The sequence below is a fragment of the Pseudomonas sp. BW7P1 genome, from assembly GCF_024981055.1.
GTDB classification, from domain to species: Bacteria; Pseudomonadota; Gammaproteobacteria; order Pseudomonadales; family Pseudomonadaceae; genus Aquipseudomonas; species Aquipseudomonas bananamidigenes.
This window is the reverse complement of record NZ_CP103374.1, coordinates 3,110,766-3,127,585: the sequence shown is the minus strand read 5'-3', so window position 1 is coordinate 3,127,585 and position 16,820 is coordinate 3,110,766. Positions and strand designations below refer to the sequence as shown.

Sequence of the window (16,820 nt, the reverse complement as noted above, 5' to 3'; positions counted from 1 at the left end):
GAATGCCGGGCTTTTATTTGGCTGGCGCGGATTGAATTCACTTCATTGACGTAGCGATGATCTCGATCAGACCCTGCTGGTTGAACGGTTTGGGCAGCCGTGGCAACCCGGCTGCGAACCCCTCGATGCGCTCGGCGTAACCGGTAGCCAGAATGATCGGCAGGTCCGGCTTGAGCAGCCTTGCGGCATGTGCCAGCTGTGCGCCGCTCATGAGGGGCATGGCCATGTCAGTGATCATCAGATCGATGACTTCCCCCTGATCGAAAAGCTCCAGCGCCCGGGCGCCGGAACTTGCACTGATGACCCGATGCCCCAGGTCTTCGAGCAGCAGACTGGTACTGGTCAGCACCAGCGCATCATCGTCCACCACAAGGACATTGAGCCTTGGTACCGACGACACCATCGCTTTGCCAGGTTTAAGAGGTCTGGCAACAACATCATCGGCAGCGACCGGCAACCAGAGCTCGGCACAGGTTCCCTGCCCTTTCACGCTGTTGAGGATGAAACGGCCGCCCAACTGCTCGATGAAGCCGTGCACCATCGACAATCCCAGCCCCGTTCCCTTGCCCAGTCCTTTGGTGGTGAAAAATGGATCGGTTGCCGAAGCCAGCGTCACGTCGTCCATGCCTTCGCCGGTATCGGTCACGCTCAGGCACACATAGCGTCCCGCCGCCAGGCTCGACTGACTTTGCTCAAGTACCACTCGCGGCTCGGCACTGATGATCACGGCGCCCCCCTCGGGCATCGCATCACGGGCATTGGTGGCCAGGTTCAGCACCGCCAGTTCCAGCTGGTTGGTGTCGGCCAGCACTGCTTCAAGATCGTCCGGAAACCGTGTTTCGATACGAATGCCCGGCCCCAGCGAACTGCGCAGCAGGCCGGTGATGCCTTGCAACAGTGTGGGAATGTCCACGGCTTCGGTCTTCAGTTCCTGGCGTCGGGCAAAGGCCAGCATGCGTTGCGTCAGCGACACGCCGCGCAAGGCGCCCTGCGTGGCGTTTTCCAGCAGACGGTTGACTTTCGGATCGTCGCCCACACGTTTGCGCACGATCTCCAGGTTACCGAGGATCACCGTCAGCAGATTATTGAAGTCGTGGGCGATACCGCCGCTGAGTTGTCCGATGGCCTGCATCTTCTGCGCCTGGAACAATGCCTCACGGGTCTGCTCCAGCGCCTGTTGTGCCTGGTAGGCTTCGGTCACGTCACGGGTGATCTTGGCAAAACCGAGCAGCGCACCGGTGTCGCCACGGATCGCATCAACCACCACATGGGCCAGAAACCGCGTGCCATCCTTGCGCAAACGCCAGCTCTTGCTCTCGAAGCGGCCTTCGCGCACCGCGGTTTCCAGGGAGCGCTGCGGCTCGCCTGCCTCCCGGTCCTCCGGGGTGTAGAACATCGAAAAATGCTTGCCGATGACTTCCTCCGGTGCGTACCCCTTGATCCGTTGCGCGCCGGGATTCCAGTTGGTCACGCACCCTTCAGGGCTGAGCATGTAGATCGCATAATCGCTGACGCCCTGAACCAGCAAACGAAACTGCTGTTCGCTTTGTTTGAGCGTTTCTTCGGCCATCTTGCGGTCGGTCAGGTCACGGGTGATCTTGGCGAATCCGAGCAATTGACCGTCCGGGCTGAAAATCGGATCGATCACCACATGGCACCAGAAGTGCGTACCGTTCTTGCGTACCCGCCACCCTTCGCCTTCGAACCGGCCTTCGCGGATCGCCGTGTCCAGTGCACGTTGCGGTTTGCCGGCGGCGCGGTCTTCATCGGTGTAGAACCGCGAAAAGTGCTCGCCGAGAATTTCGGTTTCTTCATACCCCTTGAAGCGTCTGGCCCCGGAGTTCCAGCTGGTGATGATGCCATCGGGGTCGAGCATGTAGATCGCATAATCGACGACGGCATCGAGCAACAGGCGAAAACGCGTGTCTTCGATCGCAGCGGACTTGTTGTTCTCGCTCATCAGGCTTGGCTCAAAGCAGATATTCAATAGCTGGAGTATGCGTCAAACCGTCGGACAGGACAGCAGCATCTGCATGATCGAGCGCCCACCAGCGCGGCAGCAGCTGTTGGATGCGGCTTTCGGCAAAGCGGTCATCGATCAGCATGACCACACCCCGATCCTGTTGCGTACGGATCACCCGACCGGCGGCCTGTACGACTTTCTGCACACCGGGGAACAGATAGGTGTAGTCGTAGCCGGCACCGAAGATCGCCGCCATGCGCCGTTTCATCTGCTCGTTGACCGGGTTCAACTGCGCCAGGCCCAGTGTGGCGATGAAGGCTCCGATCAGCCGGGCACCGGGCAAATCGATGCCTTCACCGAACGCGCCGCCAAGCACCGCGAACCCGACGCCCTGACTGTGCGCCGTGAACTGGTCGAGAAACGCCTGCCGCTGCCCCTCGGCCATGCCCCGTGACTGCTGCCAGAGGGTGATGTGCGGATGCCGTTCGGCCAGCAATTGCGCCACCTGTTGCAGGTAATCGAAGCTGCTGAAGAACGCCAGATAATTGCCCGGACGCTCGCCGAACTGACGGGCGATCAATTCGACGATCGGCTCCAGCGACGCCTGGCGGTGGGTGAAGCGGGTGGAGATCCGGCTGACGATCCGCACCTGCAGCTGTTCGGCGCTGAAGGGCGATTCGACGTCGATGCACACCGTGTCCGGCGGCGTGCCGAGCAGATCGGCGTAATAGTGGCGCGGGCTGAGCGTCGCAGAAAACAGTACGCAACTGCGGGCCGCCGTCAGGCGCGGGCCGAGCAGCGCGGCAGGCACCACGTTGCGCAGGCACAGTTGCGACAGCGGGCGTTTGCGGTCGAGATCGCGCTTACCGAGATCGAAGAGGTAATGCGCATCGAACAACTCCGCGACCCGGCCAAATTGCAGCATCTCGAACCAGGCGTTCTGCAAGCCACTGTCGAGCCCCTGAGGATGATCGTTGAGGTAGTCACCGATGCTTGCACTGCACGATGTAATGGCCTGAAGCAGTTTTTCCGGCGCCCTGTCGTAGGCCTGATACGGCGCCAGTTGCGCGTCATTGAGGGCATTCCACTCGCGATTGACCCGCTGCAAGGGCTTTTTCAGGACGTCGGGCGCGGTTTTGCGCACGCTGTTGAAGATCCCCTGATCGAGGGTGGCGCTGTACATCTGCCGACCGCGTTCGACCAGGTTGTGCGCCTCGTCCACCAGCACGGCGACCTTCCATTGATTGAGCTGGGCCAGGCCGAACAGCAATGCGCTGAAATCGAAGTAGTAGTTGTAGTCAGCGACCACCACATCGGCCCAGCGGGCCATTTCCTGGCTCAGGTAATACGGGCAGACCGAGTGTTGCGCGGCGACTTCTCGCAGCGCCGCCTGATCCATCAGTCGTAATCGACCGGCCGCCTCGCGTGCCGCCGGCAGGCGATCATAGAAGCCCTGTGCCAACGGGCAGGACTCGCCGTGACAGGCCTTGTCGGGATGCTCGCAGGCCTTGTCCCGGGCGACCATTTCCAGCACCCGCAGCGGCAGGGTTGCGTTGTGATCGAACAACACTTGCGCCGAATCCAGCGCCAGTTTGCGCCCCGGTGTCTTGGCGGTCAGGAAATACACCTTGTCCAGTTGCTGCGGCGCCAGGGCCTTGAGCATCGGAAACAGCGTGCCAAGGGTCTTGCCGATGCCGGTCGGTGCCTGGGCCATCAGGCAGCGTCCGGTGCTGACAGCCTTGAACACCGACTCGGCGAGATGACGCTGGCCAGGGCGAAAATCATCATGGGGAAAGCGCAGTTGTCGAGCCGCGTGATTGCGGGCCTCGCGGTGGGCCATTTCCTGTTCGGCCCACGCCAGGAACAAGCCGCACTGTTGTTCGAAGAACTCGCGCAGCGCGTCGGCGCTGTGGGCTTCGACCAGACAGGTTTCCTTTTCGCTGACGATGTCGAAGTACACCAGCGCCAGATTGATCTGCTCCAGTTCAAGCCTGCGACACATCAGCCAACCGTAGATCTTCGCCTGCGCCCAGTGCAGGGCGCGGTGATTGGCCGGTTGCTTGCTCAGGTCGCCCCGGTAGGTCTTGACTTCCTCCAGGCAGTTCTGCGCCGGGTCGTAGCCGTCCGCCCTGCCCTTGACCTTCAAGGTACGAAACTCGCCCTCCAGCGCCACTTCGCTCTGATAGGCGTCATTGCGCCGCGAGGCGACGGTACGATGGCCGGCGATCCCCTCCAGCGCGGTGGGTGACGGGGTGAAGCGCAAGTCGAGGTCGCCGCTTTTGGCGGTGAATTCGCACAGTGCCCGTACTGCGATGCTGTAGCTCAAGCGCCCTGCTCCGCCCATTGCACGTAACACACCGCCACCGGCATCCGGTGCGTGTGGCAGAACTCCAGCCAGCGCAACTGGTTGTCTTGCAGGCGGTCGCCGGGACCTTTGACTTCGATCATCCGGTAGGTCTTGTGCTGCGGCCAGAACTGGATCAGATCGGGCATGCCGGCACGGTTGGCCTTGATGTCGAGCAACAGGCGATTGAACCAGTGTTTGAGGTGTTCGGCCGGCAGGCAGGTCAGTGCCTGCTCCAGCAGTGCCTCATTCAGTGCACCCCAGAACACGAACGGCGACTGAATGCCCCACTTGCCGGCAAACCGGCTGCGAATGGTGTCGGCGTAGCGCCCGTCGTCCAGCTCCGCCAGGCAGGCTGCGAACAGTTCGGCCCGCCGCCCATGAAAGTCTTCATGAAGCAAATCAGCCGGTCCACGCTGGAACGGGTTGAAAAACGCCCCCGGCAGCGGCGCGAATATCGCCGGCCAGCACAACAGGCCGAACAGCGAATTGATCAGGCTGTTTTCCACGTAATGCACGGGGCCGGCGTCATCATGCAGATGGGCCTGCACGTGATACTCGACGGACAACGCCGGGTCGAGCCGTGGCAGATGCAGGTCAAGGCGTTCGACAGGTCCTGGCGCCACACGCTTGAGCGGCGGGCCACCCAGTTTTCGCCGCAGGCGTGGCAGCACCCGTTGCAGGCCCTGCTGTTCGGCGGCGCTTTGCGGTGCCTGTTCGGCCTGCGTACCCAGTTCCAGCGCCAGCGCATATTCGCCGCAACGCTCCAGCACACGAATCATCCGCAACCGTGCACCGGGATAGGCGCAGTCACGATAGAGATTCAGGGCCAGCGCAAACGCTGCGATGCGCTCGCAATGCTGGCCGATCTGGAACAGCAACTTGCCGAGCCTGCGCTGCAACCACGGGTTATCGAACTGCAGGGCAATCAACTGCCCGGCAATCGGCTCGATGGCCTCACCCGCCTCGAAACGCTGCTGGCAATCGTGCAGGAACAGGCAGGCCTCGACGTCGGCACTGCTGCGCAGGCCTCTGGAGTCGGCGCTGAATTCGACTTTCTCGTAGGTGAAGATCCCGAGGTCGGCGAGGACGAATTCCGACCAGTCCTGATACAGGTTGCCGAAGAACATCAGGCGAAACCGGTCGCACAGGTCCATCAGCGTCAGGCTGAACAGCCGATCAGCCATTGCCGGGCACCAGTCATGCCAGCAGCGTGGCTCGGGAAACTGCGCCTGCAGCATCGGCAGCCAGTCGACCTTGCGGCCCTTCGGATCGTCAATGGCCGGGCCGAAGGCTTGCGCGACTTCGGCCTTGAGCAGCAGATCGAACAGCTCCGGCATCGACAGCAGCGCCCGTTCATCCAGCCAGCCATGATCCAACAACGGTTGCGCGGCTGACGCAATGTCACCGATTTCCGGATAGTTGAGCTTGCCCGCACGAAAATGCACGCCCTTGCGCATCACCATCCGCACCAGCAACCCTTGGGATCCGCGAGGCAGTGACTTGAAGTCACGAATGAAGGCATGCTCCGTATCGCTCATCACGTCGGCATAGCGAAGCTCAAGCCAGTCAAGCACTTGCCGGAAGTTGTTGAGGTAATAGAACGGATCGTCGAGGGGGCTGGAAGTCACGGTGATCGAGGGCCATGGCAAGCGAATACTGGTTATGCGTACAGATACCAGTTCTGCCCCGACGGGTGCAAACGGAAAAGGATCAGTGGCATCGTCGATCCGTTTTTTTCGAAGGTCCATCGAACTTTTACGGACGATGCGGCACCAACCGCGTTAGAAGACCGACAGCGGTCGAATTTGAACGGAGGAATACCGGATATGAATTTCAGGACATTGGGTTTGTCAGTGACGACAGTGGCGCTGTTGGCGCTGGCCGGTTGCTCCACCCCTACCGTGGTGACCCTGCAGAACGGCACGCAATACTTGACCAAGGACATGCCGAAAACCAAATCCGAAGACGGCTTCTATGAGTTTCAGGACATTTCCGGCACGAAGATCCGGGTCAAGGCGGATGAGGTGGCGACGGTGCGCAAGGAAGACTGACTGCGCCGGCGGAGCTGCCCCTGCGGCAGCTCCCTGAACAGCGCGATTATTGCGGCAGGGTCATGCCTGGAATGCTGTTGTCGCAACTGAAGTAATGCTCACCTCGACGGGCAAGTTCGGCTTGCAGTCGCTGGCAACGCTCCCGCTCCTGTTGGGTCATGCGATCGATGCTGAGGTTGCCGGTGGTTTCCGGCTGTTTGCCGTCACCCAGACGGATCGTCACGAAGGGCTGCTCCGGCTGGATTTGAAAGCGGCTTTTCTCTTCGACCGGCTCGGTGTGCTCGGCAGGTGCCGGTTTCGGCAACTCATCGGAATCGACACCGTAGCGGCTCAGAATCGAGCTGTGAGGCAGATCGGCCCAGGTGTTGGCCGACAGCAGCGCCAACCCGACGATACAGATATACCCCTTGAAACCTTTCACGTTTGAATCTCCTGTACTCAATGGCGGCTGCCCTTACATGACGAGTGCGCATGCGAAGGCTTTAGTCCGCGTTTCCTGTTGATGCAGGGGTTTGAGTCAGGTCGTGGCTTGCGGGTCACTTTCAATCCCGCGTTATCGTTCATTCGCGAGCAGGCTCGCTCCCACATTTGACTGATTGTGAGAGCGAGCCTGTTTGCCATGACGCCTTTGCAGGCGCCACACACATCAGGCGATCACGATCCCATCGGCGCTGAGACTGCTCAGCGAAACCCCGACCAGCGTCACCGAATCGGCACCGAACTTCAGCACCGTGTCCTGCCCCACCGCCGAGGCATGGGCACGGAAGTCATCGCCCGGCAACACACCCTGCACGCCGAGGAACACCAGTTTGTCATTGCCGGTGAATCCCACCACCCGGTCCTGACCGAACGCACCGCTGAACAGGAAGGTATCCGCCCCACCACCCGATTCCATCAGGTCGTTGCCGGCGCCACCGACGAAGACGTCGTTGCCCGCCCCGCCGATCAGGTGATCGTTGCCGTCCAGGCCGAACAACCAATCGCCGCCGGCATGGGCCTTGAGGGTGTCGGTGCCGTTGGTGCCTTTGACGCTCGATGCGTATTGCGTGACGTTACTGCCGACTTTCAGACCCTCGGCGGTCACGCTGTGGGTCACGTCGTCCTTGAACAGGCCCCAGAGGAACCCCGGCTCCCTGGTGACGATGCTGCCGATGTCGCGGGTAATGCTGATCCCGCCGTTGGCATCGCGGATGTACAGGTTGCCGGCACCGTCGTTGGCGAAGGCGAACTTGTTCACCGACTGCTGCAGTTCAAGGGTGTTGCTGCCCGAGCCACCGAGAATGATGTTGTAACCGCCGCTGTCGCGGAAAGTGTCGTTGCCGGCGCGGCCTTCCAGGTAATCGTTGCCGCTGCCGCCCTGGATCAGATCGTTGCCGTCGCTGCCGATGATGAAGGTGCTGCCCTTGTGGGGTTCGGCGTTGCGGTTGAGGTCCTGCACCCAGGTGTTGGCCCGTGCCGGGTCCGACAGGTTGGCGACGATGATCGTCGAATCGCGGCTGGTGAGATCGTAGAACTTCGACTCGATCACCCGGTTCATGCCGTCGCCGTAAGCGGTGGGCAAATGCGAGATCCAGGTCGGGATGTTGACGATCGAATAGGGCAGCACGTTCCACGCCGCCGAGGCGTAGTGGTCGTTGAAGCTGACGATGTTGTCGGTCGCCGAGACTTTCGGTGCATCGTGGACACCGAGCGTTGCCCCGGTGAAGGTCGAACCATCGAGCGCGCGGAATACCGGATCGTTCTCGTAACCGACGTTGAGCACCTTGTCGGTGCTGCTCTGGGTCGGTGAGGCGTAGGCGATGTAGTTGGCGTCCTGGAAGAAGCCGCCCCACTTGCTGCCGCTCAAGTCCGCCATGCTGTTGACCGCCAGCCCCCCGAGGCTGTGGCCGCTGACCAGCACGTCCTTGCCACTGAGGCCGTTGGCCCTGGCGAAGGTCACCACGTTGTTCATCAGATTGCCGAAGGCTTCGCCGACGTAATTCTTGGCGTAATCCTTCGGACCGAACGCGGCCAGCAGGTCATTGATGGCGTCGGCGATGGAGTCTCCGATCAGGATTTCCCGGGGCCCACTGGTACCGCGAAAGGCGATGCCGATCTCCGTGAGATGGCCCTGGGCATCGTACTTGCCGAGGATCTCCACCTGGGCGCTGGTGTAGCCGGGCTTTTCGCCGAAGAAGGTTCCACGCACGTCGGTCTTGCCGTCATAGCCCAGTTGCGCGGCAGTGATGGGCGTCCAGCCCGCCTTTTTCACGGCGTCGAGGGCGAGTTTTTCCGAGTCCGGATTCCACGGCAGGCCGGGAATCACCCCTTGCGAATCAGTGCCGCCGATCAGCGCACTGATCAGCGTGGCCGGCAGACCGAGGCCGAAGCCGTTGTGCTGATAGCCGACCGCAAAACCGTTGTCGAGGTTGTGATAGGAATACAGCGTGATGGCCATGGCATCGCTGAACAATGCCTTGGAGTCCGCTGTGCTGAAGTTCTTGTAGTCATACACACCCATTGCTGTTGCCTCTCTCTTTGTTGGAATTATTCAGAGATAGCTCACAACCAGAACGCCCCTCTCGGGGCGTCCCGGAGCATTTACTGCGTATTCATACTGTGGGAGCGAACAGGCTCGCTCCCACCGGTTTACTAGGCGAACACGAAACTCGAATCCGACAGGTTAGCCACACCCACCCCGATCAGGGTCACGGCATAGTCGCCAATATTCAGCACGGTATCGGCGCCTGACTGCGAAGCGTGCTGCTTGTAGTCGTAACCCTGCCCCGCGCCCTGCACGCCCATGAACACCAGTTTGTCGCTGCCCTGGTAACCGTGGATCGAGTCGAAACCGAACGCGCCGCTGAACAGGAAGGTGTTGTTGCCACCCACCGCATTCATCACGTCGTTGCCGGCGCCGCCGACGAAGGTCACATGAGCCTTGTCGCTGAACAGGTGATCGTCACCGCCCAGGCCGAACAGCCAGTCACCGTCTGCGGTGGCTTTCAGCGTGTCGCCGAGTGCGCCGCCATTGAGCGAATGGTTGTACCCGGTCAGCTCGGCACCGTTGGCCAGGCCTTTGGCAGTGACTGTCCAGGTGATTTCCTTGCTGCTCCACATCGAACCGGACTCTTTGCTCACGATTGCGCCGATGTCACGGGTCATGCTGATGCCGCCGTAGGCGTCGCGCACGTACAGCGTGCCGTCACCGTCGTTGGCGAAGCTGAAGTTCTGCAACGGTTTCTGCAGGTCGAAGGTGTTGTGCCCCTGACCGCCAAGCAGAATGTTGTAGCCCCCGTCATCGCGGAACAGATCATCGCCGGCGCGGCCTTCGAGAAAGTCGTTGCCCGCCCCGCCCTTGAGCCAGTCGTTGCTGTCGGTGCCGATGATGAAGGTGCTGCCGGAGTGTGGCTCGCCGCTGCGGCCCAGATCCTCGACCCAGGTCTTGCCCCGGGATGACGCTTCCAGGTTGGACACGATGATGGTCGAGTCCTGGCTGGTGAGGTTGTAGAACTTCGAGTCGATCACCCGGTTCAGGCCATCGGCGTAGCCCAGCGAGCTGTGAGCCGACCAGTTCAACGGATTGACGATGCTGAACGGCACCAGGTTCTGCGCGGTGGACGCGTAGTTTTCGTTGAAGTTGACGATGTTGTCGGTGGTCGAGTCGTGCGGCTTGTCGTGCTTGCCCATCGACGCCGTGCTGAACGTGGTGCCGTCGAGTGCGCGGAACACCGGATCGTTCTCGTAACCGATGTTCAGCACGTGGGTGCCGGTGCTGCTCTGGGTCGGCGAAGCGAACGAGATGTAGTTGGCGTCCTTGAAGAACCCGCCCCAGTCGCTGGCACTCAGCTCCGCCACGCTGTTGACCCCTAGCCCGCCGAGGCTGTGGCCGCTGATCAGCACGTCTTTGGCTGCGATACCCTGAGCCGCGGCAAACGCGGCCACGGATTTGAGCAGGTTGTCGAAGGCGTTCTTCGCATAGTTTTTGGCGTAGTCCACCGGCCCGATGGCGGCCAGCAGGTTGTTTTTCATGTCGCCGAAGGTATCGCTGTAACCCAGGCCGCCGGTGCCGCGAAAGGCCACGCCGATGCCGATCAGCTTGCCGGCAGCGTCGTATTTGCCGAGCACCTCAGCCTCGGCGCTGGTGAAGCCGTCCTTCTCGCCGAAGAACGTGCCTTTCGCGTCCGTCTTGCCTTGATAGCCCAGCGCCGAGGCGCCAAGCGGTTTCCACCCGGTACCGGGCAACGCCTGCCCGGTCGGCGTGTAGGAATACAACGTCAGCGCGATGGCATCGCTGTACAACGCTTTGCCGTCGGCATTCTTGTAATCAAACAGTCCCATGTCGTGCTCTCTCTTCCTTCAAATCAGAACTGCCAGTCGAGGGTCAGACCCACACCGTGATCCTTCTCGTTCGAACCGATCAGTCCGTTGTAGTCCAGGTTGACCCGGACATCGCGATTGAGCGCCAGCCCGGCACGAACGCCAACCACCGCTGCGTCACGATCCATCGACACACTTTGCACGTTGAATGCGCTGTTGCCATTGGCGAAGGCCAGATGGTTTTCGGCATCCACGCTGCTCAGGTTGTGCTGCCAGCCCAGTGTCGCACCCAGTTCCAGCTGATGTTTCTCGGACAGGGCAAATGTGCGCTTGGCGCGCACGCCGAGGGTCGACAGTACGGCGTCGCGGTTGTCTTCACCGCCCTTCAGTGCGGCGGCATCCCCTTTCTCGGTGAAGCTGTCGCTGTTGAGGTGCACGTAAGCCAGGTTGGCGAACGGCTCCAGGTTCATCGGTTGCAGGCCCAGGTCATACGCCGCTTCGGCGAACAGTTGCGTGGTGGCCGCATCGCGTTTGGTTTTCTGCTTGCCGCTGACACCGGCAAATTGCAGATCACGTTTGACGTCGATGCGATGCCAGCTGTAAGCCGCACCGGCGCTCAGGCGCAGCGCATCGATCTGATGCCCCAGGTACGCACCCAGGTGATAGCTGTCGACTGACGCCGAAGAATGCGTGCCGCTGCCCATGTTCAACGAGCTGTCGCTATAACCGGTAACGAAACCCAGACGGGTATCTTCAGTGATCAGGCCATCCACACCGAGCAACAGTCCGCCGACGGAGCTGTTGGAATTGGCGTTGTCATGGCCGCCATCGCTCTTGCCCCAGGCACCGAGCACCTTCATCCAGGCGTTGCTGCGGTCATCGGTCGGCGCGCCGGCATCGAACATATCCCGTTCACGCAGACGTTCGCCCACCGCATCGCGCAGGTAATGGCTGTCGTTGATCAGCATCGTGCCGATGGCCGGGTGAATTTCGCCGGACAGTTGCTGGAACGCGTCCTGCGCCACCGCAGCGGTCGGCGACAGCAACAGGGTTTCGAACAACGCATTGCCCGCGCCCAGACGTTCGGCGGCGGCACCGACGGCCCGCTGGTTCGGAGTCAGGCCGACGCTGGCGAACGAAGCGCCATTACGCCCCACCTCCAGTTGCACACCGCCCGACGAGTAATCGAGGGTGCCACCCAGGAAGGCGTAGCTTGGCAGGACCTGACCGAAACGGCCCTGAATGCCACCCGCCGCCTGCAGGATGTTGAACTGGCTGCCGAGCAGGGATTTCACCTCGCCGGTGGTCAGCAAGGTCGGGCTGTTTTCCAGAGACAGCGCGACGGTCGCGCCTTCGATGGTTGCAGTACCACCGGCCACGACGCGGTCGCTGCTGGCAGGCGAGACTTCCACGGCGTAGGTCGAGCCCGGTTCGAACGTCACATTCCCGGCCACGTTCAAGGTGCCGATCGAGTTGCCCGGCGCAACGATACCGCCGCTTTTCGCGGTCAGCGCCGCGATGCTGCCATTGCCGCCGAGGATACCGCCGTTATTGACCGTGACCGCCGATTGCAGAGAGCCATTGATCGCCAATCGCCCTTGATTCACCAGCGTCGGACCGGTGTAGGTGTTGGCGCCGGTCATCACCAGCGTACCGAGGCCCTGCTTGGTCAGACCGCCATGGCCGGAAATGTCGTTGCGCCAGGTGTCGAGCCCGCAGGTGATGTCGGTGCACACACGTTGAGTGGGCTTGCCGGCGTCGATGATCGCGCCGATGCCCGGCAGGTCTGCCACGAACTGGCTGGAGCCGTAAGCGCCTTCGATGCGGAATTCGGTCGGGATGTCCTGCTCGGTGACGAACATCGCCGGGCCGTCGATGGCTTTGCGCAGGTTGATCATGCCCCAGCCGTACAGGGCGTCGATCCCGGGGGCGCCGAGGTCGGTGGCGGTGGTGCGCAGCACGCTGGCGACCTGGGCACCGGTCATGTACGGGAAGCGCTCCATCAGCACCGCCACGGAACCGGCGGCGTGCGGCGCAGCCATCGAAGTGCCGTTGTAGTTGGCGTAGCCGGTGGTCAGGTTGTCGGCGTTGGTGCCACCGATGATCGAGCTGTAGATCTGGGTGCCCGGCGCCGAGACGCAAAAACTCGCGGTGTAACCGCAGCGCGAGGAAAACGTACTCATGATGTACGGGTTGGCGCTGGCCTGATCCGGGTTTCTCTGCAGGGCGGCGACGGTCATCCAGTTCGGTGCGATTTCCGGCACGAAGTAACCGAGACCGGCAATGGCGTCCGGGTTGTTCAGGTTGTAGTCGTTGCCGGCGGCGAAAATGGTCACGATCCCGCTGCGTGCGGCGGCAATCGCACCGTCATAGGCGCCGCCGGGCTTGGTGCCGAGCAGCGTACGAATCTCGTTGAACTGCAGTTGCGCATCGTTGACGGTGAAATGCGGATAGGCCGGGTCACGACCACCCAGGTCGAAGCGATCGGTGATGCCGATGCCCCAGCTGTTGTTGATGATCCGTGCACCGCTGGCGACCAGGGCATCCCAGCCGGCCTTGTACACCGCGCCGTCGTTGCCGCGCACGATGCCGTCTTCCGGGCCCGGGTCGCCGTTGTCGGCGCTGATGATCTGCGCACCGAACGCCACGCCGTGCATGGGGCCGCCGTCACGGCTGCCCGCTGCGATGCCGCCGACGTGGGTGCCGTGGGCGCCGAGTTTGCCGTTGGAGCCCACCGAAGGTGAACCGTCATAAAGAAACGCATCCCCGGCTTTGACCGGGATGTACGGGTCGGTGTATTCGCGAATGCCGCTGGTGACCAGCGTGATCACTTTGTTCGGACCGGAAAACTCCGGGTGCGCGGCATACACCGGCTGGTCGAAGATCCCGAGTTTCACACCCTTGCCGGTGTAACCGGCGGCGTAGGCGTAATCCGCGCCAATCGCACCAAGGCCCCAATCGGCCTTGAACTCGGCGCTGCGCCAACTGGCCGGGTCCCCTGCCCGGCCGTTCTCCACGTAAGGTGCAGCCTGTGCGCTGCCCCAGGCGGCCATGGCGCAGAGCAGTGCGCAGTTGAGAGATTTCAGGCGAAAGCCTCCACCCGATTGCGCGGGGGTGTTGTTGTTTTTCATCCAGCGACCTTCCTTAGTGATGTTGCGAAAAATCCGTTTATTCAGAACTGCCAGTTCAGGCTCAGGCCGACGCCGTGGGTCTTCTCGCGGCTGGCCAGTTGTCCGTTGTAATCGAGGTTGACCCGCACGTCGCGGCTCAGCGCCAGGCTGGCCTGCACGCCCACCAGCGCGGCATCGCGCACCAGTGGCGAACTTTCGACGCTGTACGGCGCACTGCCGCTGGCGAAGCGCAAATGCTGTTCGGATTCGATGTCGCCGAGACTGTGCTGCCAGCCGAGACGGCCGCTGACATCAAGTTTCTGCGAGCCCGACAGGTTGATGGTCTTGATCGCCCTGGCGCCCAGCGTACCGAGTACCGCGTCACGCTGGTCGCCACGGCTCTTCAGCGCGGCCGCGTCACCCTTCTCGGTAAAACCGTCACTGTCCAGATGCACGTAGGCCAGATTGGCGAACGGCTCAAGGGCCAGCGCTTGCAGATTCAGGCGATACGACGCCTCGCCGAACACCTGTGTGGTGGCGGCATCGACCTTGGCTTTCTGTTTGGCGCTGACGTCGCCGTATTGCAGATCACGTTTCACGTCGGCGCGGTGCCAGCTGTAGGCCGCTCCGGTGCTCAGGCGCCAGGCACCGATGTCGTGCCCGGCGTAGGCCCCGAGGTGATAGCTGTCGACCTTGGCCGATGAATGCGTGCCGGATCCCATGCTCAACGAACTGTCGCTGTAACCGGTGACCAGACCGATACGAGTGTGCTCATCCAACGCACCATCGACACCGGCCAGCAGACCGCCGATCGAGGTGCTGTAACCGGCGGTGTCGTGTCGCGAGTCGGTTGTCCCCCAGGCGCCGAGGGCCTTGACCCAACCGTTGCTTCGGGTGCTGTCAACGTCATGCAGGCGCTCGCCGATGGCGTCGCGCAACTGGCGGCTGTCGTTGATCAGCACCGAACCGAGAGCCGGGTAGATTTCCCCGCTCAGTTGCTGGAAGGCTTGTCGCGCATCGCTGGCAGTCGCCGACAGCAACAGGCTTTCGTACACCGAGTTGCCTGCGCCCATGCCCTCGACGGCGCCGGCCACGGCCCGTTGGTTCGGGGTCTGGCCGACACTGGCAAACGAGGTGTCGTTTCGCTCGACACTGAGCGTGATCCCGTTGCCGGTGGACGCCAGGTTGCCACCGATGAACAGGTAGTCCGGCACCACTGCACCGAACTGCCCCTGAATGCCACCTGCGGCTTGCAGAATGTCGTACTGATGACCGAGCAGGCTTCTGGTTTCAGCGGTGCTGAGCAAGGTCGGGCTGTTTTCCAGCGACAGACTGACGGTCGCGCCGCTGATCGTCGCGATGCCGCCGGCGACAATCCGGTCGCTGGCCGTCGGGGACACTTCCACCGCGTAAGTCGAACCCGCTGCGAAGCTCACGTCACCGGCCACATTCAACGTGCCGATGGAATTGCCCGGCGCCACACGACCACCGTTATTGGCGATCAGCGCACCGACTCGTCCGGACCCGCCGAGGGTGCCGCTGTCGTTGACCGTGACTGTCGAAGTGAGCGAACCGTTGACGCTCAGCAGACCGCCGTTGACCGTGGTCGGCCCGCGATAGCTGCTGTTGCCGGTCAACAGCAGGCGACCGGCGCCGGACTTGATCAGACTGCCCTCATACACCCGGCTCGCGGCGGCTGCGTCTCGGGCCGTACCGATGGCGTAATCGGTCTGGTCCTGCTGGCTGGCACCGGCCGGAACGCCGTTCTGCCAGCCCTTGTCACGCAAGGTTTGCTGCCAGGCATCGTGCTCGGCGAGGTCTTCGCTGCGACGCTGGATCAGCGCCCTGTCGGAAATGTCGTTGCTCCAGACATCGCTTTGCCCGGCCAGCAGATGCGCGTCGAACGCGCCGAGCAACTGCCCCGGCCCGCCCATCGCCCGCTTCAGGTTGGCCACACCCCAGCCGACCTGCGTGGTCGGTGCGTCGGTCACCGATCCGTCAAGCTGGGTCGCGGTGGTCAGCAGTACTTGCAGCGCCTGCTGGTTGTTCATGTACGGATAACGCTCCATTACCAGCGCAAGCGCCCCGGTGGCATGCGGTGCAGCCATCGAGGTACCGGACTTGATCGCGTAACCACCGTCGGGGATGGTGCTGTCGATCTTCGCGCCCGGCGTGGTGATGCACCAGTATTTGGCGAGGCCGCACTGGTTGTATTTCTGCTGATTGCTCTGGTCCAGTCCCGACACCGCCAGCCAGTGACCTTCCAGATCCGGCTGAAAGTACGGCAGCGCCGAACGTACGCTGGCGTTGGGATAACCGCTGTTGCCGGCGCTAAATACGTTGATCACACCACGACGCGAAACATCGGCGGCGGCATCGAGCCAGGTGCCTTTGTTCCAGTGCTGGGCGTAAGCGGCGTGCAGATCCGCCAGGGTCCGATAGCTGACATCCGGCGGCTGGCTGCCCCAGCTGTTGTTGATCGCCCGCACGCCAGCGTCGGCCAGCGCGTCATAGGCCGCTTTGAAATAGCGTGGATCGGGATTGGGGCCGAACAGAAAACTGTCGTTCTTGTTGGTGTTGCCGACGTAGATCTGCGCGTTGAACGCCACGCCGTGCATGCCGTTGCCGTCACGGGAGGCCCCCATGGTGCCGACCACATGGGTGCCGTGGGAGTCGTTGTTCGGATTGAGCGTGCCATTGACGCTGAACGGCGAGCCATCGACGTAGCTGCCGCTGGTCAGCAGCGGATGATAACGGTCGCTGGCGAACTCGGGATGGGCCGCATCGAAACCGGAATCCAGCGCACCGATCTTCACGCCTTTGCCGGTGATGCCGGCGGCGTAGGCCTGATCGGCCTGCATCCGGTCCAGGCCCCAGTCACGGAGAAATTCCGCCGAGCGCCAACTCGCGGGATCACCGGGTTTGCCCGACTCCACATACTGCGCATGAGCCTGGGAGATAGAAACTGCGAGCAACAGCGTGCCGACCGATGCCGGCTTGAAGCGTACGTCCATGTTCACCACTCGTTTTTGTTGTTTGGTGTAAAAACT

9 protein-coding genes are annotated in these 16,820 nt (G+C 62.2%); 1 reads left to right on the top strand and 8 read right to left on the bottom strand.

Features of this window, described 5'->3' with window-relative positions; all coding sequences use genetic code 11:
- Positions 1-37: 37 nt before the first annotated feature.
- From NWV16_RS13920 to NWV16_RS13910, 3 genes are read right to left on the bottom strand one after another with little or no spacing between them, the layout of a single operon-like run.
- Positions 38-1,960, bottom strand: a complete 1,923-nt coding sequence (locus NWV16_RS13920; protein WP_260519501.1) for a PAS domain-containing sensor histidine kinase — start codon at positions 1,958-1,960, stop codon at positions 38-40.
- A gap of 10 nt (positions 1,961-1,970) precedes the next feature.
- The gene (locus tag NWV16_RS13915; protein WP_260519500.1) at positions 1,971-4,289 is read right to left on the bottom strand and encodes an ATP-dependent DNA helicase; all 2,319 of its coding nucleotides are present in this window, start codon (positions 4,287-4,289) and stop codon (positions 1,971-1,973) included.
- Positions 4,286-5,938 carry a VRR-NUC domain-containing protein gene (locus tag NWV16_RS13910; RefSeq protein WP_260519499.1) on the bottom strand — a complete coding sequence of 551 codons (1,653 nt, stop codon included), beginning with the start codon at positions 5,936-5,938 and terminating at the stop codon, positions 4,286-4,288. The genes NWV16_RS13915 and NWV16_RS13910 overlap by 4 nt, the downstream gene beginning before the upstream one ends.
- A 198-nt stretch (positions 5,939-6,136) precedes the next feature.
- Here NWV16_RS13910 and NWV16_RS13905 point away from each other — a divergent pair, with 198 nt between their 5' ends.
- Complete coding sequence (locus NWV16_RS13905; RefSeq protein ID WP_260519498.1) at positions 6,137-6,361, top strand: YgdI/YgdR family lipoprotein; 225 nt, start codon at positions 6,137-6,139, stop codon at positions 6,359-6,361.
- Positions 6,362-6,407: 46 nt separating this feature from the next.
- On the opposite strand, the gene NWV16_RS13900 is transcribed toward NWV16_RS13905, so the two are convergent.
- The 5 genes from NWV16_RS13900 to NWV16_RS13880 all read right to left on the bottom strand — a co-directional run bounded on the left by NWV16_RS13900 (position 6,408) and on the right by NWV16_RS13880 (position 16,784).
- Complete coding sequence (locus NWV16_RS13900; RefSeq protein ID WP_260519497.1) at positions 6,408-6,782, bottom strand: hypothetical protein; 375 nt, start codon at positions 6,780-6,782, stop codon at positions 6,408-6,410.
- Between the two features lie 225 nt (positions 6,783-7,007).
- Positions 7,008-8,861, bottom strand: a complete 1,854-nt coding sequence (locus NWV16_RS13895) for a polyurethanase (RefSeq protein ID WP_260519496.1) — start codon at positions 8,859-8,861, stop codon at positions 7,008-7,010.
- A 131-nt stretch (positions 8,862-8,992) separates the two neighbouring features.
- Entirely contained in the window at positions 8,993-10,681 is a 1,689-nt protein-coding gene (locus tag NWV16_RS13890) for a polyurethanase (protein WP_260519495.1), read from the bottom strand.
- A gap of 23 nt (positions 10,682-10,704) precedes the next feature.
- A complete protein-coding gene (locus NWV16_RS13885) occupies positions 10,705-13,791 on the bottom strand; it encodes an autotransporter serine protease (RefSeq protein WP_260519494.1) in 3,087 nt (1,028 codons plus the stop codon).
- Positions 13,792-13,832: 41 nt separating this feature from the next.
- Positions 13,833-16,784, bottom strand: a complete 2,952-nt coding sequence (locus tag NWV16_RS13880; RefSeq protein WP_260519493.1) for an autotransporter serine protease — start codon at positions 16,782-16,784, stop codon at positions 13,833-13,835.
- Between the last annotated feature and the right edge of the window lie 36 nt (positions 16,785-16,820).